This is a genomic window from Streptomyces formicae (assembly GCF_002556545.1).
Taxonomy (GTDB): domain Bacteria; phylum Actinomycetota; class Actinomycetes; order Streptomycetales; family Streptomycetaceae; genus Streptomyces; species Streptomyces formicae_A.
Genome location: NZ_CP022685.1, coordinates 1,163,942 through 1,188,175, shown reverse-complemented (window position 1 = coordinate 1,188,175; position 24,234 = coordinate 1,163,942). Strand labels below are relative to the sequence as shown.

The 24,234-nt window shown below is 72.9% G+C and carries 23 protein-coding genes; 11 read left to right on the top strand and 12 right to left on the bottom strand.

Annotation, left to right across the window (positions count from 1 at the left end):
- Nucleotides 1-160 precede the first annotated feature (160 nt).
- Nucleotides 161-727 carry a DUF6214 family protein gene (locus tag KY5_RS04750; protein WP_324960087.1) on the top strand — a complete coding sequence of 189 codons (567 nt, stop codon included), beginning with the start codon at nucleotides 161-163 and terminating at the stop codon, nucleotides 725-727.
- Between the two features lie 49 nt (nucleotides 728-776).
- On the opposite strand, the gene KY5_RS04745 is transcribed toward KY5_RS04750, so the two are convergent.
- Nucleotides 777-1,454: a DUF305 domain-containing protein gene (locus KY5_RS04745; RefSeq protein ID WP_098241009.1), complete on the bottom strand. Its 678-nt coding sequence runs from the start codon at nucleotides 1,452-1,454 to the stop codon at nucleotides 777-779.
- A gap of 168 nt (nucleotides 1,455-1,622) precedes the next feature.
- Between KY5_RS04745 and KY5_RS04740 the strand changes: the two genes are divergently transcribed.
- On the top strand, nucleotides 1,623-3,125 hold the full coding sequence (locus tag KY5_RS04740) for an LVIVD repeat-containing protein (protein WP_098241008.1): 1,503 nt from the start codon (nucleotides 1,623-1,625) through the stop codon (nucleotides 3,123-3,125).
- Here the strand turns inward: KY5_RS04740 and KY5_RS04735 are convergent.
- A complete protein-coding gene (locus KY5_RS04735; protein WP_098241007.1) occupies nucleotides 3,113-3,790 on the bottom strand; it encodes a TetR/AcrR family transcriptional regulator in 678 nt (225 codons plus the stop codon). The two genes, KY5_RS04740 and KY5_RS04735, sit on opposite strands and share 13 nt — an antisense overlap.
- 248 nt (nucleotides 3,791-4,038) lie before the next feature.
- On the opposite strand from KY5_RS04735, the gene KY5_RS04730 reads away from it, so the two are divergent.
- Together KY5_RS04730 and KY5_RS04725 are read left to right on the top strand one after the other, a co-directional pair.
- Complete coding sequence (locus KY5_RS04730; RefSeq protein ID WP_098241006.1) at nucleotides 4,039-4,284, top strand: DUF2630 family protein; 246 nt, start codon at nucleotides 4,039-4,041, stop codon at nucleotides 4,282-4,284.
- Nucleotides 4,281-4,682: a (4Fe-4S)-binding protein gene (locus KY5_RS04725; protein ID WP_098241005.1), complete on the top strand. Its 402-nt coding sequence runs from the start codon at nucleotides 4,281-4,283 to the stop codon at nucleotides 4,680-4,682. The genes KY5_RS04730 and KY5_RS04725 overlap by 4 nt, the downstream gene beginning before the upstream one ends.
- Before the next feature lie 481 nt (nucleotides 4,683-5,163).
- Here the strand turns inward: KY5_RS04725 and KY5_RS04720 are convergent, their stop codons facing one another.
- Both KY5_RS04720 and KY5_RS04715 read right to left on the bottom strand, forming a co-directional pair.
- Entirely contained in the window at nucleotides 5,164-5,868 is a 705-nt protein-coding gene (locus KY5_RS04720) for a phosphatase PAP2 family protein (protein ID WP_098241004.1), read from the bottom strand.
- Between the two features lie 78 nt (nucleotides 5,869-5,946).
- Nucleotides 5,947-6,882, bottom strand: a complete 936-nt coding sequence (locus tag KY5_RS04715) for a M56 family metallopeptidase (protein WP_098241003.1) — start codon at nucleotides 6,880-6,882, stop codon at nucleotides 5,947-5,949.
- A gap of 215 nt (nucleotides 6,883-7,097) precedes the next feature.
- Here KY5_RS04715 and KY5_RS04710 point away from each other — a divergent pair, with 215 nt between their 5' ends.
- Nucleotides 7,098-7,739 carry an HAD family hydrolase gene (locus KY5_RS04710; RefSeq protein WP_098241002.1) on the top strand — a complete coding sequence of 214 codons (642 nt, stop codon included), beginning with the start codon at nucleotides 7,098-7,100 and terminating at the stop codon, nucleotides 7,737-7,739.
- Nucleotides 7,740-7,758: 19 nt separating this feature from the next.
- Here the strand turns inward: KY5_RS04710 and KY5_RS04705 are convergent, their stop codons facing one another.
- Nucleotides 7,759-8,316, bottom strand: a complete 558-nt coding sequence (locus KY5_RS04705; protein ID WP_098241001.1) for a DUF5134 domain-containing protein — start codon at nucleotides 8,314-8,316, stop codon at nucleotides 7,759-7,761.
- 199 nt (nucleotides 8,317-8,515) lie between these two features.
- Between KY5_RS04705 and KY5_RS04700 the strand changes: the two genes are divergently transcribed.
- The 5 genes from KY5_RS04700 (at nucleotide 8,516) to KY5_RS04680 (ending at nucleotide 14,498) form a co-directional block, all read left to right on the top strand.
- Complete coding sequence (locus tag KY5_RS04700; protein WP_098241000.1) at nucleotides 8,516-10,225, top strand: FUSC family protein; 1,710 nt, start codon at nucleotides 8,516-8,518, stop codon at nucleotides 10,223-10,225.
- Nucleotides 10,222-10,758 carry a MarR family winged helix-turn-helix transcriptional regulator gene (locus KY5_RS04695; protein ID WP_098240999.1) on the top strand — a complete coding sequence of 179 codons (537 nt, stop codon included), beginning with the start codon at nucleotides 10,222-10,224 and terminating at the stop codon, nucleotides 10,756-10,758. Before KY5_RS04700 ends, KY5_RS04695 begins: the two co-directional genes overlap by 4 nt.
- A 193-nt stretch (nucleotides 10,759-10,951) precedes the next feature.
- Nucleotides 10,952-12,220 carry a M20 family metallopeptidase gene (locus KY5_RS04690; protein ID WP_098240998.1) on the top strand — a complete coding sequence of 423 codons (1,269 nt, stop codon included), beginning with the start codon at nucleotides 10,952-10,954 and terminating at the stop codon, nucleotides 12,218-12,220.
- Nucleotides 12,217-13,650: an aldehyde dehydrogenase family protein gene (locus tag KY5_RS04685; RefSeq protein WP_098240997.1), complete on the top strand. Its 1,434-nt coding sequence runs from the start codon at nucleotides 12,217-12,219 to the stop codon at nucleotides 13,648-13,650. The genes KY5_RS04690 and KY5_RS04685 overlap by 4 nt, the downstream gene beginning before the upstream one ends.
- A 35-nt stretch (nucleotides 13,651-13,685) precedes the next feature.
- Nucleotides 13,686-14,498 carry an SDR family NAD(P)-dependent oxidoreductase gene (locus tag KY5_RS04680; protein ID WP_098240996.1) on the top strand — a complete coding sequence of 271 codons (813 nt, stop codon included), beginning with the start codon at nucleotides 13,686-13,688 and terminating at the stop codon, nucleotides 14,496-14,498.
- Nucleotides 14,499-14,774: 276 nt separating this feature from the next.
- Here the strand turns inward: KY5_RS04680 and KY5_RS04670 are convergent, their stop codons facing one another.
- Together KY5_RS04670 and KY5_RS04665 are read right to left on the bottom strand one after the other, a co-directional pair.
- The gene (locus KY5_RS04670) at nucleotides 14,775-16,121 is read right to left on the bottom strand and encodes an NAD(P)/FAD-dependent oxidoreductase (protein WP_098240994.1); all 1,347 of its coding nucleotides are present in this window, start codon (nucleotides 16,119-16,121) and stop codon (nucleotides 14,775-14,777) included.
- A gap of 170 nt (nucleotides 16,122-16,291) precedes the next feature.
- A complete protein-coding gene (locus KY5_RS04665) occupies nucleotides 16,292-16,684 on the bottom strand; it encodes a VOC family protein (RefSeq protein ID WP_098240993.1) in 393 nt (130 codons plus the stop codon).
- Nucleotides 16,685-16,753: 69 nt separating this feature from the next.
- Between KY5_RS04665 and KY5_RS04660 the strand changes: the two genes are divergently transcribed.
- Nucleotides 16,754-17,305, top strand: coding sequence for a GNAT family N-acetyltransferase (locus tag KY5_RS04660; RefSeq protein ID WP_098240992.1), 552 nt, complete (start codon nucleotides 16,754-16,756; stop codon nucleotides 17,303-17,305).
- Between the two features lie 27 nt (nucleotides 17,306-17,332).
- Here the strand turns inward: KY5_RS04660 and KY5_RS04655 are convergent, their stop codons facing one another.
- From KY5_RS04655 to KY5_RS04635, 5 genes are all read right to left on the bottom strand, one after another.
- On the bottom strand, nucleotides 17,333-18,016 hold the full coding sequence (locus KY5_RS04655) for a glycerophosphodiester phosphodiesterase (protein ID WP_098240991.1): 684 nt from the start codon (nucleotides 18,014-18,016) through the stop codon (nucleotides 17,333-17,335).
- 277 nt (nucleotides 18,017-18,293) lie between these two features.
- On the bottom strand, nucleotides 18,294-18,971 hold the full coding sequence (locus tag KY5_RS04650) for a PadR family transcriptional regulator (protein WP_098240990.1): 678 nt from the start codon (nucleotides 18,969-18,971) through the stop codon (nucleotides 18,294-18,296).
- A 48-nt stretch (nucleotides 18,972-19,019) separates the two neighbouring features.
- Nucleotides 19,020-21,707: a pyruvate dehydrogenase (acetyl-transferring), homodimeric type gene (gene aceE, locus KY5_RS04645; RefSeq protein WP_098240989.1), complete on the bottom strand. Its 2,688-nt coding sequence runs from the start codon at nucleotides 21,705-21,707 to the stop codon at nucleotides 19,020-19,022.
- Between the two features lie 123 nt (nucleotides 21,708-21,830).
- Nucleotides 21,831-22,526: a GntR family transcriptional regulator gene (locus tag KY5_RS04640; RefSeq protein WP_098240988.1), complete on the bottom strand. Its 696-nt coding sequence runs from the start codon at nucleotides 22,524-22,526 to the stop codon at nucleotides 21,831-21,833.
- 81 nt (nucleotides 22,527-22,607) lie between these two features.
- A complete protein-coding gene (locus KY5_RS04635; protein ID WP_098240987.1) occupies nucleotides 22,608-24,158 on the bottom strand; it encodes a bifunctional phosphatase PAP2/diacylglycerol kinase family protein in 1,551 nt (516 codons plus the stop codon).
- Nucleotides 24,159-24,234: the final 76 nt, after the last annotated feature.

Here is a 24,234-nt window from a genome sequence, read left to right as displayed (position 1 = left end):
GCGAGGTGACCTCGGGACGGTCTCAGGATCGCACTCCGTCCCCCTCAGGGGGAGGGGCGCGACGGGCGGGGCCTCGGGGGTCCGCTGTCGGGGTGTCCCGCCCCGCGTCCCCGTGCGTGCCGTTCCTGATCAAATGCGATCGCGTAGTTAGCATGCTTCTGTGCTGAATAGCTCATCTATTGACTTTTCTGAACACTATCGACCGGGCGCGGCGACCGGGTGGGACGGCGGCGGATACGGCGAGAGCTTCCCGCCGCCCTGGTTCCAGGTGCGGTTGATGTTCGGTGACGGGGCCGAGGTCGATCTGCTCGCGGTGGTGGCGGACGGCCGACTGCCCGGCCAGGACCCGTACGCGAGGCCGCCGACCGTGCTGGACGGCTTCGCCGCGACGGCCGCACCCGTCGCGACTGCCGCGCCCGCTGTGCCTGTCGCGCCCGCTGTGCCTTCCGCACCCGTCGAAGTGATCCAGGTGGTCGAGCCCCCGGCGGAGGACGCCGCGCATCACCCGCGGGAGCCGCCCGCGCCGAGCCGCGCCCGCCCGGCCTGGCCCCGTGGCACCGAGGGGCGGCGCACCGTCGCCGAGGAGTACCGCGCGGCCCAGCGCGAGGGGCGGGACCCGGTGCTCGCGGTGATGAGCGCGACGGGTCGCAGCCGCCGCAAGTCGCTCAAGCTCATCGCCGCCTCCAGGGACGCGGGCTTCCTGTCGCCGCGCCACAACCGCCGCTGAGCGCATCGCGGTTGGGGAGCGGCGGAGGTGAACTCCGCCCGATGCGCCCTCACTCCATGTCCTGCATCCTGCCGATCTCGCTCGTCTGCTGCGCCACCACGTCGTTCGCCATCTCCTCGACCTGGAGGTTGTTGCCGTCCGCGAGGAGGTCCGTGGCCATCGTGATCGCGCCGTGGTGATGGGTGATCATCAGCTTCAGGAAGAGCTCGTCGAACGCCTTGCCCTTGGCGGCGCGCAACTGCTTCAACTGTGCCTCGGTGGCCATGCCGGGCATCGTGCCGTGGTCGTGGCCCGCGTGCTCGCGCGGCCCGCCGTGGCTCTTGAGCCAGCGCTCCATCGCGCCGATCTCCGGCTTCTGCGCCGCGCCGATGCGGGACGCGAGCCGCTTCACCTTGTCCGACTCCGCCCGCTTCGGGGCGAGTTCGGTCATGGTCAGCGCCTGGCCGTGGTGCACGATCATCATCTGCGTGTAGGTGAAGTCGGCCGAGTTCGGGGTGTCGTCGTCGGTCCGCCGCTTGGCCGCCTCCTCGGCCGACATGGTGGACGCCTTCTCGCCGGGCTTGCCCGGCGCGATCACCGAGGGGCCCGGTGCCGCCTTGCTCCCGGCCTTCGGTTCCGGCGCGCCGCTCCCCTCGGAGTCACAGGCCCCGAGGGTGAGGACGGCGATCGTCACCAGCGCGGTGACGGCGGACGAGCGGCGGTAGGGCACGGCAACCTCCTGGGGCACGCGGGGGAGTTGAGGCGAGCTTGGGTCCGTACTAGCACGTCGGTGAGCGTTAATGATCGGAAACTTTCGTTTCAGGTGCGTTGCCCTCTGTTGATCTGTGCATGATGGGAACGATACTGCGGGGGTCCGTGAACCGTTCGCTTGCGAACGGCGACAAGGGAGGACGCAGTGACCCTGTTGAACACATCCCGCACCCGGCGCAGACGCCTGGGCATCGGCGCGGCGGCGGCCGGACTGCTCGCCGCGCTGCTGACCGCCGCGCCGGCGGGGGCGACGCCCGACCCCGGCGACTCGCCCGCCGCCCCCAAGAGCGTGTCCAAGAGCGAGGCGGCCGAGGCGAGGAAGGCCATCGAGCGCGGTGAGATACCCGCGCCCGACGAGGTCGTGCACTCGGCCAACATCGAGCATCTGGCCAACATCCCCAAGGACGCGCTGCCCGGTCTCAACACCGACATCGCCTTCCAGGGGAAGTACGCCTTCGCGGGCAACTACGACGGCTTCCGCATCTACGACATCAGCAACCCGAAGGCGCCGAAGACCGTTTCACAGGTCCTGTGTCCGGGATCGCAGAACGACGTCTCGGTCTCGGGGAACCTGCTCTTCCTCTCCACCGACTCCTCGCGCAGCGACAACTCGTGCAACAGCACCACGCAGCCCGCGACGGAGAAGTCCTCCTGGGAGGGCATGAAGGTCTTCGACATCAGCGACAAGGCGAACCCCAAGTACGTCTCCGCCGTCGAGACCGCCTGCGGCTCCCACACGCACACGCTGGTGCCCAAGAAGCGGAACGTCTACATCTACGTCTCCTCGTACTCCCCGAGCGCGACGTTCCCCGACTGCCAGCCGCCGCACGACGGGATCTCCGTCATCAAGGTGCCGCGCAAGGCCCCGCAGAAGGCCGCGGTGGTCAACTTCCCCGTGCTCTTCCCCGGTGAGGGCCCCGACGGCGGCGGCAACCCGGGCGGGCCCACCAACCCGGGCGTCTCCAAGACCACCGGCTGCCACGACATCACGGTGCTGCCGTCGGAGGACCTGGCGGCGGGCGCGTGCATGGGCGACGGCATCCTCTTCTCCATCAAGGATCCGGAGAACCCGCGGGTCATCGACCAGGTCCAGGACAACGAGAACTTCGCGTTCTGGCACTCGGCCACCTTCAACCAGAAGGCCGACAAGGTCGTCTTCACCGACGAGCTGGGCGGCGGCTCCGGCGCCACCTGCAACGAGGCCACGGGCCCCGAGCGCGGTGCCAACGGCATCTATGACATCAAGGGCAAGGGAGACAAGCGCAAGCTGGTCTTCAAGAGCTACTTCAAGATCCCGCGCCACCAGGCCGACACCGAGAACTGCGTGGCCCACAACGGCTCGCTGATCCCGGTCAAGGGCAAGGACCTGATGGTCCAGGCGTGGTACCAGGGCGGCGTCTCCGTCTGGGACTTCACCAACTCGAACAAGCCGAAGGAGATCGGCTACTTCGAGCGCGGTCCGCTCACCACCGACAAGATCACGACCGCGGGTTCGTGGTCGGCCTACTACTACAACGGCCGCATCTACTCCAACGACATCGCCAAGGGCCTCGACGTCCTGAAGATCAACGACAAGCGCACCGACCCCGGCCAGCGGGTCAGGCTCGACGAGCTCAACGTCCAGACGCAGCCGGACTACTTCGACTGAGTCTCGACCGCGTAGGGCTCCCCGGCCGCGAGCCGGGGCGGCTGCCGCGGCTGCGTTCCGCCGGGCGGTGCCCCGTCCGGCGGGACGCCCAGGTCCCAGTCGAGGTCGTAGCGCTGGAAGAGCTCGGCGCGCAGCGCCGGAAGAGGCATCGGCGCGCCGGGCATGAGCAGGGCGAACACCGCGCCCATCAGGAGCGCGCGCAGCAGCGGGTACTCCTGGTCGACGTCGGCGGAGCCGTAGCGCTCGACGGTGTCGCGCAGCAGCTCGGCGAGGCGCTGCTGTTCCGGGCACTGGACGAAGCCCTCCGCCTGGAGGATCCCGGCCATGTGGGTGCGCATGAGGCGCGGTCGGTCCACGGCCAGGCCCAGGATCGCGTCGACGGCCCTGGCCAGGCGTTCCCGCCCGTCCTCCGTGTGCGGCTCCCGGTCGAGGGCCGCCGCGAGGGTGAGGTGCATCAGACGGTGCACCGCCGACTGCAGGAGCTGGCGCTTGCCGGGGAAGTAGTACGACACCAGGCCCCTGGCCGCACCCGCCCGGTCGGCGATGTCGCCGAGCTTCGTGGCCTCGTACCCCCGCTCGCTCACGAGCTCCACCGTGGCCTGCAGCAGCCGCTCCCGGGAACGCCTGCGCAACTCTTCATTGACCGATGGGCTACGGGGGGACATTCTGTAACTCCTACGTTGACTGGCCCTGAGCCAATATACTCAGACCACCCGCCACGGGGACTCTTCACGGGTTCCCGCGCGGGTCGGGCCGGCTCGAGGGCAGGCAGCACCGCGGGGGAGTGTTGCCTGCCCACGGGTCGTTCTGTGGCTGTTCTACGCGCGGTGCCGCGGGCCCTCCCTTGCTCTCTCCTCGCCGATCCCGTGCGCTCTCCTTACAGTGGGCCGGGGGGCCGAGGAGGGTTACCGACATGGACCAAGAGCAGATCCTGACCCGGATCACGGCGATGGTCGAGGACGAGAAGAAGCTCCGCGACTCCCTCGCCGCGGGAGAGATCGACGTCCCCACGGAACACGCGCGGCTCGCCGCCCTGGAGCGCGAGCTCGACCAGTGCTGGGACCTTCTGCGCAGGCGGCGCGCGAAGACCGAGTTCGGCGAGGACCCCGACGAGGTGACGGTGCGGTCCGTCGCGGAGGTCGAGGGATACCAGTCATGAGCGCGCGGCCGTACCGAGGCGACGCCGTCACCGTCACCTTCGACGCGGCGCGCTGCATCCACGCGGCGGAGTGCGTGCGGGGCCTTCCGCAGGTCTTCGACACCGGCCGCCGCCCCTGGATCACGCCCGACGCGGCCCCCGCCGACGAGGTCGCCAAGGTCGTCAGGCGCTGTCCTTCCGGCGCGCTCCAATACGCACTGGCCGACGGGACCAGGGAGACCCCACCCACCGAGACATCGGTGGAACGCCTCACCGACGGCCGGATCGTGCTGCGGGGCGACCTGCGGGTCCGCGCCGGGGGCGGGGAGGCGACGCGCGAGACGCGGGTGACGTTGTGCGGGTGCGGGCGGAGCGGGAACGAGCCGTATTGCGATCGTGCGGGGGTGTGTGGGGCTTAGCTTGTGAGGTGGGTGCGGGTCTTGCGCCTTGGGTTCGTCGGGGGGCGGGGCCGCGGGGGTATGTGCGTACTCGCCGCCCCAGATGACCGCCAACGGACTTGCTTCCCTGCCCCAGTCACTTATGTGCTCCGTGCGCACATACCCCCACGTCCCCTCGCGCGCGCTCGCGACCGCCCCCCGGCGGGGGTTCCCGGCCCCCACCGGGCCGCGGTCGCCGTTCGGCCGGAGGGGACGTGGCGGTATGTCCGCCCGGAGCACATGTGGCCACGTTCCGAGGTGCCCGGAGTGTGGCGGCCATCTGGGACGGCGAGGACGGACATACCGCCGCGGCCCCGCCCCACGACCGAACCAGAAGCGCGACCCCAGCCCCTACGGAGCCGCACCGGACCACCGGGGGGACCCCTTCAGGGGCGCGGGGAACTGCGCAAAACCCCCGTGTGCCACCGCACCGAACGCGGGGAAGATGCCACCACCTCCCCCACTAGCGCCGCGCCGCCGACGCCGTCCCGTCGGCACCGCGCCGGTCGGGCCAGTACGCGTACGAAGAGACGGCGAGCGCCACCGTCATCGCGCCGAGCAGCCAGCCGCCCAGTACGTCCGACGGCCAGTGCACCCCGAGCCAGACGCGGGTGAGGCCGACGCCCACGACGGAGACGGTCGCGAGGACCAGCGCCGCGCGCCACACGGCGGGCCGGGCGTCGTAGCGGCGCAGCAGCCACAGGAGCAGGCCGCAGACGACCGTCGCCGTCATGGCGTGCCCCGAGGGGAAGGCCGCGTAGTGCGCGGAGTCCACGGGATCGGGCCACACCGGGCGCGGCCGGTCGACCGCCGCCTTGAGGGACTGCTGCACGACCGAGCCCACCGCGCAGGCACCGGCGATCCACAGGGCGAGCCACCACGCCCCGCGGAGCGCGAGCCACCCGAAGGCCAGCGCGCACACCGCCCGCATCGTCCACGGGTCCCACACCCAGTCGGTGAGGACCCGGAAGGTCTGCGTGGTGTCGGGGTCCGCGACCGCCCAGCGGTGCGTCGTACGGGCGATGTCGCCGTCGAGGGTCAGCAGCGGACGCCACTTGAACGAGACGAGGAGCAGCAGCAGGACCGAAGGGACGCAGAGCAGCGCGGCGACGAGGGCGGCCCGGTAACCGGGGGGACGGGTGGGGGAGTCGAGCGGCGCGGGGTACATGAAGTGATCCTCGCCGAAGGGGCGGGGTCGGGGCCATGCCGGGGAGGGGGGTCGCGGGAAACCCGGGTGCGTCCTGGGCTAGCCCAGGGCCCGCAGGCCCGGGACGAACGTCACCAGGAGCGGGATCACCGGCACCAGGGCCGCGGTCGCCGTCAGACGCAGCCTGCGGCCCGCGGTGAGGCGCGGGCGGGCCGTGAGGAGCCGGTGCACGCGCTGCGGGACGTGCGCCTGCGGGGTCGGGCAGGGGCCGAACACGCCCCGGTCCTCGTTGAGTTCGACCAGGGCGAGGGCGATCGTCAGGCGGCCGAAACGGCGCGACGCCACGTCGTCCGCGGCCAGTTCGACCAGGCGGTGCATCTGGTCGCGGAACGCCGCGAACACCCGTACCTGAGGAAATCCCGAGGCGAGCGCGCCGGAGCAGTGCAGGAGCCAGTCGTGCCTGGCCTGCGCGTGACCCTGCTCGTGCGCGAGCACCGCGTCCAGTTGGCGGCCCTTGAGGCGGCGCAACGCGGCGGTGGTGATGACCAGTTGGGGCGCCTGCCCGGGCAGCCACCAGGCGTCGGGACGCCCGCCCTCCAGGACGACGAGACGGTCGGCGCCGGGCTCCTCGCCGGGCAACAGCGGTGCGCGCTCCAGGAGTTCGGCCCGTCGGGTGGAACGGCGGCTGCGCGCGAGCACGATCTCGCGGGTCAGCATCGCCGCGGTCCAGATGCCGCCGCAGGCCAGCACCACGGCCGTGGCCGCGGCCCAGGGCCCCGGGGCCTGCAACGCGTACGCCTCGACGACGGCGTGCGGCGCGGGGGCGAAGACGTGGCCGCGCACGGCCTGCCACGCGGCGGCGGCGCTCAGCGTCATCGAGAGCGCGCAACAGAGCAGGACACCCGCCACCACGCACTGCCACGCCCACAGCGCGACCACCGGTTCGCGCTCCGGCCAGTCGGCCCGTGCGAGCATCCGCGGGGCGAGGAGGGCGGTCAGCGCGCCCAGCAGCAACAGCGCGACGGGGACCATCATGCCGCCAGCCTATGAGGGCCGGGCGGCCCGGGGGTATGGACTGTCCGCGCAAGTGACGGACGCCACGGACGAAACGGGTGTGAGACGTACACGGGGGTCGACCGCGCCTGCTTTCAAACACCTGCGCGAGCTGCGGTGCTCCTTCGGTGGCTCCTCACCCGTGCGGCCGAGTCGTGCGGGACGCCGAGGCCCTCCGACGCCGTAATGTCCCTGTGATGATCGAGACCATCGTGTTCGACGTGGGCGAGACCCTCACCAAAGACGACCGCCACTGGGCCTCCTGGGCCGACTGGCTCCAGGTGCCGCGCCACACCGTCTCCGCGCTCGTCGGTGCCGTGGTCGCGCGCGGCGGGAACGGCGCCGACGCCCTGCGCCTGATCAGCCCGGACATGGACATCGCCTCGGCCTATCACGCACGCGAGGCGGCGGGCCGCGGCGAGCACCTCGACGAGACCGACCTCTACCCGGACGTGCGCCCGGCCCTGGGCGGTCTCCAGAAGCTCGGCCTCCGCGTCATCGTCGCGGGCAACCAGACCTCGCGCGCCGCCGAACTCCTCCGCGACCTCGACCTGCCCGCCGACCTCGTCGTCACATCGGGTGACTGGGGCGTGGCGAAGCCGGACCCCGCGTTCTTCACGCGGGTGCTCGAGGTGTCCCAGGCGGGCCCGCGCGAGACGCTCTACGTGGGCGACCACCCGGCCGACGACATCTTCCCCGCGCGCCAGGCCGGTCTGCGTACGGCGCACATCCGCAGGGGCCCGTGGGGTCACCTGTGGGCACAGGACGAGGCCGTGGCGGAGGCCGCGGACTGGCAGATCGACAGTCTCACCACGCTGGCCTCGCTGATCTCGCGCTGAGACGGGACCGGCCCCGTCCCTAGAGCGTCAGCAGCATCGCCAACATCCCCATCCCCATCGACAACCGGCAGGCGAGGGCCAGTTCGGGACGGTCGGCCCAGCCCAGCGGTACGGAGGGGCCCGCCGGGGCGGCGGCGGTGCGGGCCGGGGCCAGGCGGGCGCCCGAGCGCAGCACGTACACGGCGAAGTAGACGAGGAAGACGCCGGTCAGGACGGGCGCTCCCGAACTGCCGTGGCCCGCGTGCGCCATGGGCGTCATGGTCATCGCGAGGGACATGTAGACCATGGCGAACGCGCCGATCAGATGGTGCAGATGGTGGCGGCCGGTGCGGGCCGACCACAGGGACCGCAGGGCCGCGGCGCCGAACACCGCCGCATAGGCGAGCCAGACCCAGCGGGGCGGGGACACCACCGCGGCGGGCACGGCCATCAGGGCCATCGCGAACCCCATGAGCGCCTCGCCGCCCGCGGTGCGGCGCTGTTCCTCGATGCGGCTGCGCATCCGCAGCAGACAGTAGGCCCCGGTCGCCGCGCACAGCGTGACGAGCAGCCAGCCGGCCTGCGCCGGTCCGTGCACCGCGCACCTCCCCAGTCGACGGTGTCGTCGGGTCGATGCCCGGGCCTGCCGCGCCGTACGCGAGCGCACGGGGGTGCACCGGGAGCACAGGGGGAGCGGGCAGGGGCGTCGTGGTGCGAGTCGTGGGGGACGGGGCGCGAGGTGGGGCGTCGCGCCCCTCAAATGATTTGCAGGTAAAACACTTGCTAAGCTTTCGGGTATGAGCAGTGCACCGCCCTCCCCGATCCGCCCCGTACGCGTCCGCCGCCTCCCGCTCGCCGGTGTGCTCCGCCCGGGCAGCCCTTCCGACATCTGGTTCAAGCCCGCCTCCAGCGTGGTCGTCGCCACCGCGATACCGAACCTGACGCTGCTCGCCGTCGGGCGGCTCGATCTCGTGATGTACGCGATGGCCGGAGGGTTCTGTGCGCTGTACGCCCACAACCTGCCGTACGCCGCCCGGGCGAGGGCGCTCGCCTGGGTCGTCCTGGGGATGACCGCGAGCATCGGCGTCGCGCTGGTCACCGCCTCGCTGACCGGGGCGGCCGTCGTCCTCGTCGCGGTCGGCGCGGTCCTCGCCGCCGCGCAGAAGACGCTCTGCGACGCCACCCGCATCGGGCCGCCCGGGCACCTGATCTTCACCTTCATCAGCTCGGCGAGCCTCTTCGCGCCGCAGAGCCTGGGCCAGGTCCCCGGGCATCTCGCCCTGACCCTCGCCGGTGGCGCGGTGGCCTGGCTCGTCTGCATGGCACCCGCCCTGCTGCGTCCGCACGGCCCCGAGCGCAGGGCCACTGCCCGCGCGCTCGGCGCCGCGGCCGCCTACGCCGACGCCGCGCGCGCCGACGCCACGGGACCCGCGACCGAGCGGGCCCGCGCCGCCGCGGCGGGCGCCGTGCACGCCGCCTGGCAGTCGCTGCTGGCCGCCGGGGCGCGCGGTGCGGCCCGGCGCGCCCTGGAGCGCCTCGTCGTCCGCGCCGAGGAGGCCCTCGCGGTGCCCGCCGCCGCGGACACCGCCGAGCTGCGCGGCTGGGCAGCCGGGCTGCGCGGCACCGGCGCCGTCCCGCGCCCCCGTGGCGTACGGCAGGGGGAGCGCGACGAACTGCTCGGTGTCGACGTCGAACTCGCCGGGCCGAGGACGCCGCTGTGGCGACGGCTCGCCCCCGGCTCCCCGCTGCTGCCCATCGCGCTGCGCACCGCGGTCGGCTGCGCGCTCGCCGGATACGCCTCGCTCGCGCTCGGCATCGGGCGTCCGTACTGGGCCCTCGTCACCGCGGCGTCCCTCTATCAGGCGAACGTCACGCTCACCTGGAACCGCGGTGTGCAGCGGGTGGTCGGCAACCTCGTGGGTGTCCTCGCCTTCGCCGCGGTCGCTCCGTTCGCGCATCTCGGCCACGCCGAACTGATCGTCAGCTGCCTGGTCCTCGCCTTCTGCGCGGAGGCGCTGATGGGCCGCAACTACTGGCTCGGCACGGTGTGCGTGACGCCGATGGCGCTGCTCGTCACCGAGTTCGCACGGTTCCAGCAGCCCGGCGAACTGATCGTCGACCGGGTCGTGGACACCCTGGTGGGCGCGCTGCTCGGCATCCTCGCCGCCGTCGCCGTCACCAACCGGCGCGCGGGCGACCAGATCGAGCGGGCCCTCGCCGCGGCGACGCTCGCCACGGAGCGCGCCGAGGCCCTGCTCGCGGGAACGGAGCCCCTCGAACCCGCGCGCCGCCGCCTCACCGCCGCCCTCGTCGACCTGCGCGCCGCGGCCGACGCGGCGGCCGGTGAATGGTGGCAGCGGGCCCTGCCCGAACAGCGGGTGGTCGACGCCGAGCGCGCCGGACACCGTACGCTCGCGGCGACGGTCCGACGACAGAGCGGTGAGAACGGTCAGGGGACGCGGCCCCGTGCGGGGATCGCGGACGCCTGGGAGGGCGCACGAGCATGACAGAAGAGAACGGGCCGGTGGCGGGCTTCGGTGGGGACACCGTGGCCGCGGTGGTGCGGCAGTGGCACACGGTGCGCCCCGACATCGACACCGGGCCGATGGAGGTGATCGGCCGCATCAACCGCTGTGCGGCCCTCCTGCAACAGGCCGAGGACGCCCCGCTGCGCCGCGCGGGCCTGACCCGCGCCGAGTTCGACCTGCTCGGCGCGCTGCGCCGCACCGGCCACGAACTGACCCCCGGCGAGCTGGCCCGCGAGACCTTCTCCTCCGGCGCCGCGGTCACCAAACGGCTCAAGCAGCTCCAGGAGCGCGAACTGGTCGACCGCAGGACCGACGCCCGCGACCGTCGCGTCGCGCACGTCGGACTCACCGACGCGGGACGCGACCTCGTCGACGCGCTGCTTCCCGAGCAACTCGCGTACGAGACGGTGGTGCTCTCCGTGCTCGACGCGGCAGGGCAGGGGCAACTGAGCGCGCTCCTCGGCGAGTTGCTCGGGCAGCTCGAAGGGCGGCTCGGGGTGCGCAGGATCTGAGCGGGCGGGGTCCCGCGGCACCCGCGGGGCGCGCGGGCCGACCAAGATCTGATGGTTGACCCGGGGCTCGACGTGGCGGCAGAGTCAGGGAGTTCAAAGGGAGTTCAACCGGTCAGGACCGCTGACCGGTCGGCCGGCCCGGACGGATCCGGCGGTCGGCGGCGCGGTCGGCCGGACGACTTGGAGGTTCTCCATGGCCACCGCACCCCCGACCCTCCCCGCCGTAGACACCGACGCCGCGATCGCCTTCACCCAGGACCTGGTGCGCCTGCGCACCGTGAACGCCGCAGGAGCCACCGAGGTCGAGCGGCCAGCGGCCCTCCTCGTGCAGCGCCTCTTCGACACCTTCGGCTGGACGTACGACGTCGTGGAGGTCGCCCCCGGCCGCCCCAACACCGTCGCCGTGGTCGAGGGCGGCGGTGGCGCCGGGCCCACCCTCATGTTCGCGGGGCACATCGACGTCGTCACCGAGGGCGACGCGGCCGACTGGAGCGTCGACCCGTACGGCGCGGAGATCCGGGACGGCAGGCTGTGGGGGCGCGGCTCCGCCGACATGAAGTCCGGCGTCGCCGCCATGATCTACGCCGTACGCGCCCTGCAGCTCGCCGGGCCCTTCCCCGGCCGCGTCGTCGTCGGCGTGCTCTGCGACGAGGAGGGCCTGATGCTCGGCGCGAAGGCGTTCGCCGCATCGCCCCTGGCGCGGACCGTCGACGGCGTCATCGTGTGCGAGCCCGAGGGGTACGAGGTGTGCACATCGGCGCGCGGCGGGATCAGGATCAGGATCGATCTGCACGGCGTCATGGCGCACGGCGCGATGCCGCAGGAGGCCAGGAGCCCCATCGTGGCAGGGGCCCGCGTCGTCGACGCGCTCGCCGACGTCCAGGAGTGGGCCCAGGAGCGTTACGGCGCGCATCCGCACGCGGGCCGCGTCACGGTCACCCCGACCGTGCTGCTCGGCGGCGACCCCGACCAGCTCAACGTCATCCCCGCGCACGGCGTCGTCGGCGTCGACGTGCGCACCAACCCCGGCACCGACCACGCCGAACTCATCGACCGGGTAAGGGAATCGGCGCTGCGGGCGGCCGCGGACATCGGCGTGGACGTCGCCCTGACCGTCGTCGACGACCGGCCCGCCGTGGAGATCGCCGATGACCACCCCGTGGTGACCGCCCTGGTCGAGGCGCACCGCCACGTGCACGGCGAGGCACCGCCGTTCGGCGCCGTCCCGGGCACCACGGACGGCACGATCCTCACCCGTGACGCGGGGCTGCCCACCGTCGTCTACGGCCCCGGCGGCAAGTGGATCGCCCACCAGAAGGACGAGTACGTCGAGGTGCGCGAGATCGGCGAGTACGCGCGCGTGTACGCGGCGGCCGCCCGCGCTTTCCTCACCGGAACCGGAACCGGAACCGGAACCGGAGACGGAATGGGAGCCGGAGACGGAATGGGAGGCGCCCGATGACGTATCCCGAAGGGCTCCCCGTGGGTGACGGATGGGCCCCCGCGCCCGGCACGGCCGCGGTCACCTTCCCGTACGACGGCACGGAGATCGGGCGGGCCCCGGTCGGCGACGCGGCGCTCGCGCGGCGGGCCGTCGAGCACGCGGACGCGCTGCGCAAACGGGTCGGCGCGCTGCCCGCCCACACCCGGCGCCAGGTGCTCGCCGGGGTCGCGCAGGACCTCGCTGACGCGCTGCCCGGCCTCGTCGACCTGCTCGTCCTGGAGACCGGCAAGCCGCGCGTGGACTGCGACGTCGAGATGCGCCGTGCCGTGGCCACCTGGCAGGCGGCGGCCGACGAGGTGGCCCATCTGCACGGCGAGACCGTGCCGTTGGACATCCAGCCCTCCGGGGAGGGGCTCTTCGGGTTCTGGACGCGGCGGCCCATCGGCATTGTCGTCGGCATCGCCGGGTTCAACTACCCCGTCCTGCTGGCCTCCCACAAGATCGCGCCCGCCGTCGCCGCGGGCTGCCCCGTGATCATCAAACCGGCGCCCGCGACCCCGCTCGCCACGCTGCGGCTCGTGCACCTGGTCCGCGAACGGCTCGCCGCGGCGGGGGTGCCCGCCGGAACCGTCCAACTGGTCACCGGCGACGCGGAAGTCGGCCGCGCCCTCGTCACCCACCCGCGCGTCGCCGCCGTCTCCTTCACCGGCTCCGCGGCCGTAGGTCACCGCATCGCGCGCGACGCCGCGCCCCGCAGGACCGTCCTGGAACTGGGCTCCAACGCCGCGCTCGTGGTCGCGGCCGACGCCGATCTGGCCGCGGCGGCCGACGCCGTCGTGCGCGGCGGCTACTACGCGTCGGGTCAGGCGTGCATCTCCGTGCAGCGGGTCGTCGCCGTCGACGCGGTCGCCGACGAGCTGGAGAAACGGATCGCGGAGCGGCTGCCCGACGTGAGCGTGGGCGACCCGAGGGACGCGGCCACCCGGGTGTCCGCGCTCATCGACGAGGCGGCCACCGAGCGGGTCGTCGACTGGATCGCGCGGGCCAGGGCGGCCGGTGCCCGCCTGGTGCACGGCGGCATCCGCACGGGCCGGTGCGTGGTGCCGACCCTGCTCGCCGGGGTGCCCGAGGACGAACCCGCCTGGGCCGAGGAGATCTTCGGCCCGGTCGTCTGCCTGCGCGCGGTGCCTGATCTGACCGCCGCGTACGACCTGGTGAACGCCGGCCGCTACGGCCTGCACGCGGCCGTGTTCACCCGCGCCCTGGACACCGCGTTCCGCGCGGTGGAAGAGCTGGAGGCGGGCGGCGTCGTGATCAATGAGGTGCCCGGCTACCGCAGCGACATCGCGCCGTACGGCGGCGTCAAGGACTCGGGCAGCGGCCGGGAGGGACCGCGCTTCGCGATCGAGGAACTGACGGTGACGCGGATGGCGGTCGTCCGGCCGTGAGCGGCGGACCCGTGAGTGAGGGAGGCGGCAGGGACATGGAGCACGCCACGTACAGGGACCTGTTCCGGATGGACGGGCGGCGCGTCGCGGTCGTGGGCGGGGCAGGAGGCATCGGCCGCGAGGCCGTGCGGGCGCTGGTCGCCCAGGGCGCCGAGGTGGTCGTCGCCGACCGGGACGAGGCGGGGGCGGCGCAGACGGTTCGTCTGGCGACCGGGGGAGCGGGCGAGGCCCGGGAGCCCGACCGGGGCGGGGCCGTCGCGCAGGTGCTCGACGTCCTCGACGCCGACGCCGTGCGGGCGGCGGCCGCCGGGTGGGAGCCGCTCGACGGGCTCGTCGTCACCGTCGGCGTCAACGTCCGCAAGCGCATCGCCGATTACACCCTCGCCGAGTTCGACCGCGTCCTCGCGCTCAACCTGCGGTCCTACCTCACCCTCGTCCAGGCGGTCGCCCCCGGCATGGCCGAGCGCGGGCGCGGCAGCGTCGTCGGTTTCGCGTCGATGCGGGCCTTCCAGGTCGAACCGGGGCAGGGCGCCTACGCGGCGGCCAAGGCGGGGCTCGTCCAGTTCCTGCGGACCGCGGCCGCCGAGTGGGGGCCGCGCGGGGTGCGGTTCAACGCGATCGCTCCCGGCGTGGTGCGGACCCCGCTGACCGACCAGATCGCGGCCGACCCCGCCTGGTTCGACGCGTACGCCCAGGCGTCCGCGCTCAAGCGGTGGGCGAGGCCCGACGAGATCGCGGGAGCCGTCGCCTACCTCGTCTCCGACGCGGCGACCTTCGTCACCGGCAGCGTGCTGACCGTCGACGGCGGCTGGACGGCGGTCGACGGCCGCTACGACCCGTCGCTGTGACCACCACGGAGTACGTCGTTCCGGGGCTCGCTGAGCCCGTGGAGATCCTGAGCAACGCAGCCTGCCCGCGCGCCGGGTGCGGGAGTTCCTCGCGGAGGCGCGCGCGGCGGCAGCGCCGACACGGTGGGCGCTGCCGCCCACGGCAGCGGCTTCCGTCAGACGGCCGGCGCCACCTTCCGCCGCGTCGCCGATGCCGCCTTCCCGCTGCTCTACTCGCGGGAGCGGGTCGAGCGGCGCGCGAGGGCCACCACCATCACGCTCAGGCCGTCCGGCGGCTCACGCCGACTCCACCCGCTCGCTGATCTCCTCCGGTGACAGATAGGCGTCCGTCATCTCGAACCCCTTGAGCGTGGCGGGGCGGTGGGCCTGGAAGCCGGTGCGTACGTAGTCGTCGCCCGCGACCGCGTTGAGCCCCCAGTTGGCGGCCGTGCGGAAGCGGGCGGTCAGGGTGCGCAGCGCCCCCAAGTGGTAGCCGCGCGCCACCACTTGCGCGGGAAGGCCGGTCAACTGCACGCCCAGCGGCTTCGACACGGCCTGGATGCCGCCCAGGTCGACGACGAGCCCCAGGTCCTTGTGCCGGTAGTCGGCGAGCGGGAAGCCGCGCAGCGCCGCCGTGACGTTCTTGGCGGCGGCCCACCCCTGGCGCATCGCGTGCTGCGCGGTGGGCGGGCAGATCGCGTCGCCGCCCTTGACGACGTCCGGCACGGCCGCCGCGTCGCCGAGCGCGAACACGCCGTCGAGCCCGGGAACCGTCAGATCGGGCCGCACCACGAGCCGTCCGCGGTTCGTCTCGGCGCCGAGCGTCGCGATCAGCGGGCTCGGCGCGACTCCGGCGGTCCAGATGAGGGTGCGGCAGGGCAGGACGCGGTCGTCGGTGAGGGTCACCGTGTCCTCGGTCACCTTCGCCACGGACACGCCGAGGGAGACCTGCACGCCCCTGCGCTGCATGATGGCCATCGCCTTGTCACCGAGCCGGGGGCCGAGCTCGGGCATCAACTTCGGGGCCACGTCCACGAGATGCCACTTGATCAGGGACGGGTCCAGGCCCGGGTAGCGCTTCGCGGCGGCGCTCGTCAGGCGTTGCAGGTACGCGGCCGTCTCGGTGCCCGCGTACCCGCCGCCCACCACGACGAACTGCAGCCGCTGCTCCCGCTCCTCCTGGTGCGAGCTCGCGGCGGCCAGGTCGAGCTGGGAGATGACGTGGTCGCGGATCCAGGCGGCCTCGGCGAGCGTCTTGACGCCCACCGCGTGGCGGTCGACCCCGGGGATGTCGAACTGCCGCGTGACGCTGCCGGGGGTCAGGACCAGATAGTCGTAGCGCTCGACGACCTCCTCGCCGTTGATCTTGCGGACGACCACGGCCTTGGCCTTGGTGTCGACGCCTACGGCACCGCCGGGCACGATCGCCGTACGGCGCAGCATCCGGCGCAACGGCACGGCGACCGACTGCGGGGTGAGCACCCCGGCGGCCACGTGGGGCAGCAGTGGGAGGTAGAGCTGGTGGTCCATGGGGCTGATGAGCCGTAGCTCCGCCTCGTGGGACGAGAGTTTCCTCTCCAGCTTGTGGGCGCACTCCATGCCGGCGAATCCGCCGCCGACGATGAGGATCCGGGGGGCTGCCATGTGATGTCTCTCCTGGGCTGTTGGAGATCGACTTCAGGGCTGTGGGAGATCTTCTGTGGACCGTACCTGTGGCCTTGTACCCCCGCATTCCGGATGGATGGGTCGTGTGACGTGGTTCACATCGTGTGGGCCGTGCTGTCCGCGGGGCGCGGGCCCGCGGTCGCGGGTGGTCAGATCCCCGGTCGGTAGCGGATCGGATGGTCATCGGGCACCTCGACGAGCACGATCCGGCAGCCGTCCGGATCGGCGATCCACATCTCGATCAGGCCCCACGGCTCCCGCAGCGGCTCCCGCACCACCTCGACGCCCCGCTCGGTGAGCTCCGCGTGCGCCGCCCGTACGTCCGCCACCTGGAGCCAGAGCTGGAGGGCGGGGGACGGCGGGGTGTCGGAGCGGCCCGAGACCTCCAGGAAGCCGCCGCCGAGGAAGTAGACCGTGCCGCGTTCGGCGCCCGTGCCGAACTCGCGGTACACCGAGAGGCCGAGGGCGTCGCCGTAGAAGGCGCGCGAGCGCTCGGGGTCGGTGGGGCGGAGAAGGGTCCTGCTGCTCAGTACATGCACCATGCGGCCGCACCTTAGTGGCGCGTTAGGCTCGGCGGAGCCGCACCGTGCGCCAGATCGGAGAACCGCGCCATGGACACCGCCCCGCGTCCCCACCCCGCCGAGCTCACCTTCCGGGATGCCTCGACCGCCGACGTCGACGCACTCGTCGCGCTCGTCGAGTCGGCGTACCGAGGGGACTCCAGCCGCACGGGATGGACCACGGAGGCGGACATCCTGGAGGGGCAGCGCACCGACCCGCAGGAGGTCGCCGAGGTCATCGAGTCGCCGGTGAGCCGGCTGATGGTCGTCGAGCACGAGGGCGCCATCGCCGCCTGCTGCCAGCTCCAGGACCGCGGCGACCACGCCTACTTCGGCATGTTCGCGGTGAGCCCCGCCCTCCAGGGCGCGGGCCTCGGCAAGGCGATCATCGCGGAGGCGGAGCGCGTCGCGCGGACCACCTGGGGCGCCCGCGCGCTGCACATGACCGTGCTCACCGCGCGCGAGGACCTCATCGCCTGGTACGTGCGGCGGGGCTATCGCCGTACGGGAAAGATGACGCCCTTCCCGTACGGCAACGAGCGCTTCGGCCTTCCGCAGCGCGACGACCTGGAGTTCGAGCTCCTCGTCAAGGAACTGGACTGAGGCAGGTCACGCGGCGCGCCGGGCGGGTCAGGCCGTGAAGCGGCCGGTCCGCTTGATCTCCGGGTAGTCGGTGGTCGCCCCGTCCAGCTGGAGCGCGCGCACCAGACGCAGGTCGTCCTGGGTGTTCACGACCCAGCCGATGATCCGCAGGTCGGCCTTCCGCGCGTGCTCGACGATCTCGAGCGTCAGCCGCCGGATGTTCAGGACCAGCGTGGTGGCGCCGACGGCGGTGGCGCGCTGCACGACGTCGGTGCCGTAGCGGCTGGCGACGAGCGCGGTGCGCACCCCGGGCACCAGGCGGGCGATCTCGGCGATCGCCTCGTCGTGGAAGGAGATGACCTCCACCCGGGAGACCAGATCACGGCGGTGCATGACGTCGGCGAGGGCGCGCGCGGCCGCCACGTCCTTGATCTCGGCCTGGAGCGGCGCCGACACGGCGTCGAGCACCTCTTCGAAGACGGGGATGCGTTCCCCGCGCCCCGCGTCGAGTTCCCGCAGCTCGGAGAGGGTCTTCTCGGCGATGGGGCCCTTGCCGTCGGTCGTCCTGGCCACGTCGGCGTCGTGCATGACGACCAGGGCGCCGTCCTTGCTCAGATGCAGATCGAGCTCGATGAGGTCCAGGCCCGCGGCTTGCGCGGCGATGAAGGAACGGAGGGTGTTCTCGGGCTCGACACCCATGACCCCGCGATGACCGATGGTGAGGAGGTTCAAGGTCCACTCGCTTCCGTCGACGGCGGCTCGGCGGCCGCACGGCGAGGACGGAGGAACCGCGCGGCTGTCGCAGCCTAACGGCCCGCCTCCGTGCGGGAACCTGCCGGACGGGGGTGAGCGGAGTCGTCCGCTCGGGTTCCCACGATGCCGAGGATGAGTCCGGTGATCAGGGCGGCGACAAGAACGGCGCGGGTGCTCACGGGGGCGTTGCTCCCAACGGCGGGGACGGCTGACCCGGTCCGTCCTACCTCCGGCGGCACCACCGGGGCGAGCCGCTTCACCCGGGGGTGGGCGAGTCCTCCACGGGTTGACCGGCCTCCGCCGGGCCGAGCTCGCTCGAAGGGGTGGTTTCGGCGGCCGGTGGGCCCGCCTCCGCCAGATCGGCCAGCATCGCCCGCGCGAGATCGACCTCCGACTCCAGGCGGCGCACGCTCCAGCGCAGCGCGACGTGCGGATGGGACCACGCCTCGGTGTCCGCCGCGCGGGCCAGCGCGTCCCGCGCCTCCTCGAGGTCGCTCTCCGTCTGCGCGATGTGTTCGTCGACGAGCGCGCGCAACTGGTCGGGGGCCGTGAGGTGCCCGAGCCAGACCCGCAGCAACAGCGGGTGCTTGAGGACTGGCGGCCCCGCGTCCTGCGTGCCGCCCGCCCAGTTGGCGAGGGCCGCGCGGCCCTGCTCCGTGATCGCGTACGAGCGCTTCGCGCGCGGCTCCTCGGGGCCCGAGCGGCGCGATGTGGCGTAGCCGCGTGCTTCGAGGCGGCGCAGCTCGGCGTAGATCTGGCTGATGGCGGGCGACCAGTAGAAGAAGCGGAGGGAGGCGTCCGCCCACTTCTTGAGCTCGTAGCCGGTCCGCTCCCCGGGGAAGGAGAGCAGACCGAGTACGGCCCAGGCGGTCGGCGGCAGCCCGTCGCCCGGGGGGACTTCATGCCGCTGTGCTGTCGTTCGACGGGCTGTCATACGCCGCATTGAAGTGAACGGCCCACTCGGTACGCAAGGGGCGCCGGACTACAGGTCGTAGCGCGCGGCGGCCTCCCGCACCGTCTCCGGCTTGACCTCGCCGCGGCGGGCGAGGACCGCGAGGGCGGCGACCACGACCGAAGGCGCGTCGACGCCGAAGTGGCGGCGGGCGTTCTCGCGGCTGTCGGAGAGGCCGTAGCCGTCCGTGCCGATCGAGGTCCAGTCCTGCTCGACCCACGGCCTGATCTGGTCGGGCACGGCACGCATCCAGTCGCTCACCGCGACCACGGGCCCCGGCGCGCCCGCGAGGGCCCGGGTGACGTAGGGGACCCGGTCGCTCGCGCCCGTGTCGTGGGAGGCGGCGGCGAGGTTCGCGGCGTCGCAGGCCAGCGCGTCGCGGCGGAGCTCGGTCCAGGACGGTGCCGACCACACGTCGGCCGCGACGCCCCAGTCCTCGGTGAGCAGCCGCTGTGCTTCGAGGGCCCAGTGGACGGCCGTGCCGGAGGCGAGGAGTTGCAGGCGCGGGGCGTCGGCGGGCGGGGCCTCGGCCGCCCGGTAGCGGTACAGGCCGCGCCGGATGCCCTCCGCGACGTCGTCGCCGGGCGGCATCGGCGGCTGGACCTTCGTCTCGTTGTAGACGGTGAGGTAGTAGAAGACGTCCTCGGCGTCGGGCCCGAACATCCTGCGCAGGCCGTCCTCGACGATCACCGCGACCTCGTAGGCGAACGCCGGGTCGTAGCTGATCGCGGCCGGGTTGGTCGAGGCGATCAGGTGCGAGTGCCCGTCGGCGTGCTGGAGGCCCTCGCCCGTCATCGTCGTGCGTCCCGCCGTGGCCCCGATGACGAAGCCCCGGCCCAACTGGTCGCCCAGCGCCCAGAACTGATCGGCCGTCCGCTGCCAGCCGAACATCGAATAGAAGATGTAGAACGGGATCATCGGCTCGGCGTGCGTCGCGTACGACGTCGCCGCCGCGGTCAGCGAGGCCAGTGAACCGGCCTCCGTGATGCCCTCGTTGAGGATCTGGCCGTCGCGCGCCTCCTTGTAGTAGAGGAGCTGGTCGCGGTCGACGGGGTCGTAGGTCTGGCCGAGCGGCGAGTAGATGCCCGCGGAGGGGAACAGCGACTCCATGCCGAACGTGCGGGCCTCGTCGGGCACGATGGGCACCCAGCGCCGGCCGGTCTCCTTGTCCCGCATCAGATCCTTGACCAGGCGTACGAACGCCATGGTGGTGGCGATCTCCTGGTTCCCCGAGCCCTTCTTGAGCGCCGCGAACGCCTTGTCGGCGACGGCGGACCCGGTGGCGGGCAGCGGCTTGGCGACGACCTTGCGGGCCGGGGCGGGACCGCCGAGCGCCGCGCGCCGCTCGCGCAGGTAGGCCAGCTCGGGGGAGTCCTCGCCGGGATGCGCGTAGGGCACCAGGTCGTCGGTCAAGGCGCTGTCGGGGATGGGGAGTTCGAGCAGGTCGCGCATCGCGCGGAACTCCTTGCCCGAGAGCTTCTTCATCTGGTGGTTGGCGTTGCGCGACTCGAATCCCGGGCCGAGCGTCCAGCCCTTGACCGTCTGGACCAGGACGACCGTGGGCGCGCCCTCGTGCTCGACGGCGGCACGGTAGGCGGCGTACACCTTGCGGGGCTCATGGCCGCCGCGCGAGGTGCCGACGATCTCCTCGAGGCGCGCGTCGGTGAGCCGCTCGGCCAGCGGGCGCAGCGCGGGGTCCGCGCCGAGGAAGCGCTCGCGGATGTACGCGCCGTCACGGGCGGCGAAGGTCTGGAACTGGCCGTCAGGGATGCGCCCCAACTGCCGTACGAGTGCCCCGTCGGTGTCCTGGGCGAGCAGGTCGTCCCAGGCCGAGCCCCACAGGGACTTGACCACGTGCCAGCCCGCGGCGCGGAACTGCCGCTCCAGCTCCTGCACGATCTTGAAGTTGCCGCGCACCGGGCCGTCGAGGCGCTGGAGGTTGCAGTTGACGACGAAGGTGAGGTTGTCGAGCTTCTCGCGGGAAGCGAGGGCCAGGGCCGCGGTCGCCTCCGGTTCGTCCATCTCGCCGTCGCCGAGGAACGCCCAGACGTGCGAGGCGGACGTGTCCTTGATGCCGCGGTGCTCCAGATAGCGGTTGAACCGCGCCTGGTAGATGGCGGAGAGCGGGCCGAGGCCCATCGACACCGTGGGGAACTCCCACAGCCAGGGCAGCCGCCTCGGGTGCGGGTAGGAGGGCAGTCCCGCACCGCCCGTCTCCTGTCGGAAGCGGTCCAACTGGCCCTCGGTCAGGCGCCCTTCGAGGAAGGCCCGGGCGTAGATGCCGGGCGACGCGTGGCCCTGGACGTAGAGCTGGTCGCCCGAGTGGTCGGCCTCCTTGCCGCGATAGAAGTGCTGGAAGCCCACTTCGTAGAGCCAGGCGGCCGAGGCGAAGGTGGCCATGTGGCCGCCCAGGCCCCCGCGTTGGTTGCCGCGCGTCACCATCGCGGCCGCGTTCCAGCGGTTCCAGGCGGTGATGCGGGCCTCCATCGCCTCGTCACCGGGGAAGGCCGGTTCGGCGGCGGTGGGGATCGTGTTGATGTAGGGCGTCTCGAGCAGGGGCGGGAGGTCGATCCCGGTCTGCAGGGCGTGCTCGGTGAGACGGCGCAGCAGGTGCGCCGCGCGGTCGGCGCCCCCGAACCGGGCGGCACCGTCCAGGGACGCGCGCCATTCGGCGACCTCGGTCGGGTCCTGGTCGGGCAGTTGGTCGAGCTGGGACACGGGTGATCCCCTTTCGCGTACACGCGAGTTCCGTGATATGGAATCTCGGTTCCGTATGGCGAATCTAGGAGTCAGATGTGTGGGTGGTCAACACTTACTCGGCAGTAGATGAGTGATGATCGATCATTTCTGACCGTGCGGAGCCGCCGAGGTCGTCGAAGCCGCCGGGTTCGCGTAGTTCAGGACGTGCAACTGCACGAGTCGACCCACGTACGGATCCTGTCGACGGAACGCGTCGACGATCGCCTCGTGGTCGCAGGCGTTCTCGTGCGGCTCGGTGCGCAGCCACTTCAGGGAGAGGCGGGTCCACAACTCGATGGCCAGGGACTCCCAGTTGCGCAGCAGCACCTGGTTGCCCGCGGCCCGGACGATCTCGCGGTGGAACTCCACGCCGTGGTGGATCTGCCCCTCGACGTCGTTCGCCTCGGCCAACTCCCGCAGCCTGCCCAGATGGTGCGCGAGCACGGTCACGTCGCCGCCCATCCGGTGCACCGCGAGCTCGGCCGCGAGCCTCTCCAGGGCGGCCCGCACGGGGTAGACCTCGCTGAGCTGCCCCGGCGTCAGCTCCTTGACCCGCATGCCCTTGTTGGGGATCGACTCGACCAGCTGCATGGCCTGCAGATCCCGCAGCGCCTCGCGGATCGGGGTCTGGCTGACGCCCAGCTCCAGGCCGATGCGCCGCTCCACGATCCGGTCACCCGGCTGCCAGCGCCCTTCGAGCAGCCCTTCCAGGACGAAGTTCCTGACCTGGTCGCTGAGCGGGACGCGCGCCACGGGGGCGGGCACGGAGGGGATGCGGGGCGGTACGTCGGCGGTCATCTGTACTCTCCGGGGGCCAAAATGAGTGATGATCGATCATCGCTGCCCCTCACGATACCTCGCCGTGCCGGACGGGTGGTGTCAGAGCCGGCGCCGACGGCGTTCCCGGTTCGCCGCGAGCGTCGCGGTCCGGGCCCGCTGGGCGATCTCGTCGAGCGGCGCGGCGGGGCTGTAGACCGTCAGCGCCGCCTGCCGTTTGTCGAGCAGCAGGGCGTCCGGTGCCGGTGCGGTCTCGCCGTCGTACGCGAGGGCGGCCACCTGGTCGAGCCCGCTGAGCCTGAGCTGTTCGACGCGCTCGGCGCGGAAGACGTGGGAGCGCCGCAGCGCGCCGCCGAGAGCGGAGAGCGCGACCCGGGTGCGGGCGAGCGGCGCCTGCGCGTCGACCGTGCGGACGTCGAGCAGCCCGTCGTCCAGGCGGGGTCGGTGCGTGGGCGCGAGGCCGTCGGGCAGGTACTGGCCGTTGCCCGCGAAGAGCAGCCACAGGACGCGGTCGTGGCCGTCGAGCCGGATCCGCAGCGGCTCGGCCGTGCGCAGCACCTCCACGAACGACACGGCGGCCGCCGGCCACTTGCCGATGCGGCCCTCCAACTTCTCGCGCTTGCGCACCAGTTCCGGATAGAGCCCGATGCTGAAGGTGTTGACGAACCCGGTGACATCGGCGCCGTCGCCGTCGCGCACCCGGGCCAGGTCGACGCGGACGGCCTCGCCGCGCCGGACCGCGTACGCCGTGTCCTCGAAGGTCGGCGTGCCCGCGTCCAGGGCGAAGTGGTTCAAGGTGCCGCCGGGGAACACCGCGAGGGGCAGCCCGGCGGCAGAGGCCCGCAGCGCGGCGGCGTTCACCGTGCCGTCGCCGCCGCAGACGCCGAGGACACCGGCCGCGTCGGCGGCCCGCGCCACCGCCTTGTCCAGGACGTCGCCGAGGTCGTCCCCGGGCCCGTGCTCCAGGATCTCGGCACGCGGAAGCAGCAGCTCCAGGTGCTCACGCGCGGGCAGGCGCCCCGGCACGCCCTTGCCGGAACCGGAGTTGACGACCACGACCAGACCCTCGCCGTCGTCGAGCGCGGGAGCCGTCACCCGGGTCCGCCGGATCCGCGCGGGCGAGGGGCGCGGCGGCCACCAGTAGCAGGTGACCGCGGCGGCCGCCGCGCCGAGCGCGCATCCCGCGAGGACGTCGCCGGGGTAGTGGACCCCCACGTACACGCGGGAGAAGGCCACGGCCGCGGCGACCGGCGCGAGCACCGCGCCGTACCGGGGCGCCTCCAGGGCCACCCCCGTGGCGAACGCGGCGGCGGAGGCCGCGTGGCCCGAGGGGAACGACGACGTCCACGGCGCCCTCGCCAGGCGCCGGATCGCGGGAACCGCGTCCAGGACGGGGCGACGGCGGCGTACGGCGTACTTGGCCACGGCGTTCGTCGTCAGGGACGCCAGCGCGAGCGCGCCGACGCCGCGCCGCGCGGCACGGCGGGCCGCCGGACCGCCCGTGACGGCGAGGGCCGCCGCCGCGCCGAACCAGAGGCGCCCGTGGTTCGCCGCCGCGCTGAGCGGCGGCAGCACCTGCTCCGCGCCGGGCAGCCGCGCCGCCGCCACCCGTTCGAACCACCGCCGGTCGATGCTGCCGATCCGTCCCGTCATGGCCTCACTCGAACAGGACCGCGGGGCGGCGGCCCGGAATGCTCGCCCGAACGGGTCACGTCCCCCCATTGGCGGG

Coding starts and splice junctions, on each gene's coding strand:
- KY5_RS04695 (WP_098240999.1), top strand. CDS start 10,222: ATGACAGAAGAGAACGGGCCGGTGGCGGGCTTCGGTGGGGACACCGTG.
- KY5_RS04685 (WP_098240997.1), top strand. CDS start 12,217: ATGACGTATCCCGAAGGGCTCCCCGTGGGTGACGGATGGGCCCCCGCG.
- KY5_RS04635 (WP_098240987.1), bottom strand. CDS start 24,158: ATGACGGGACGGATCGGCAGCATCGACCGGCGGTGGTTCGAACGGGTG.
- KY5_RS04660 (WP_098240992.1), top strand. CDS start 16,754: ATGGACACCGCCCCGCGTCCCCACCCCGCCGAGCTCACCTTCCGGGAT.
- KY5_RS04720 (WP_098241004.1), bottom strand. CDS start 5,868: ATGTACCCCGCGCCGCTCGACTCCCCCACCCGTCCCCCCGGTTACCGG.
- KY5_RS04710 (WP_098241002.1), top strand. CDS start 7,098: ATGATCGAGACCATCGTGTTCGACGTGGGCGAGACCCTCACCAAAGAC.
- KY5_RS04715 (WP_098241003.1), bottom strand. CDS start 6,882: ATGATGGTCCCCGTCGCGCTGTTGCTGCTGGGCGCGCTGACCGCCCTC.
- KY5_RS04665 (WP_098240993.1), bottom strand. CDS start 16,684: ATGGTGCATGTACTGAGCAGCAGGACCCTTCTCCGCCCCACCGACCCC.
- KY5_RS04680 (WP_098240996.1), top strand. CDS start 13,686: ATGGAGCACGCCACGTACAGGGACCTGTTCCGGATGGACGGGCGGCGC.
- KY5_RS04690 (WP_098240998.1), top strand. CDS start 10,952: ATGGCCACCGCACCCCCGACCCTCCCCGCCGTAGACACCGACGCCGCG.
- KY5_RS04640 (WP_098240988.1), bottom strand. CDS start 22,526: ATGACCGCCGACGTACCGCCCCGCATCCCCTCCGTGCCCGCCCCCGTG.
- KY5_RS04725 (WP_098241005.1), top strand. CDS start 4,281: ATGAGCGCGCGGCCGTACCGAGGCGACGCCGTCACCGTCACCTTCGAC.
- KY5_RS04700 (WP_098241000.1), top strand. CDS start 8,516: ATGAGCAGTGCACCGCCCTCCCCGATCCGCCCCGTACGCGTCCGCCGC.
- KY5_RS04735 (WP_098241007.1), bottom strand. CDS start 3,790: ATGTCCCCCCGTAGCCCATCGGTCAATGAAGAGTTGCGCAGGCGTTCC.
- KY5_RS04730 (WP_098241006.1), top strand. CDS start 4,039: ATGGACCAAGAGCAGATCCTGACCCGGATCACGGCGATGGTCGAGGAC.
- KY5_RS04650 (WP_098240990.1), bottom strand. CDS start 18,971: ATGACAGCCCGTCGAACGACAGCACAGCGGCATGAAGTCCCCCCGGGC.
- KY5_RS04670 (WP_098240994.1), bottom strand. CDS start 16,121: ATGGCAGCCCCCCGGATCCTCATCGTCGGCGGCGGATTCGCCGGCATG.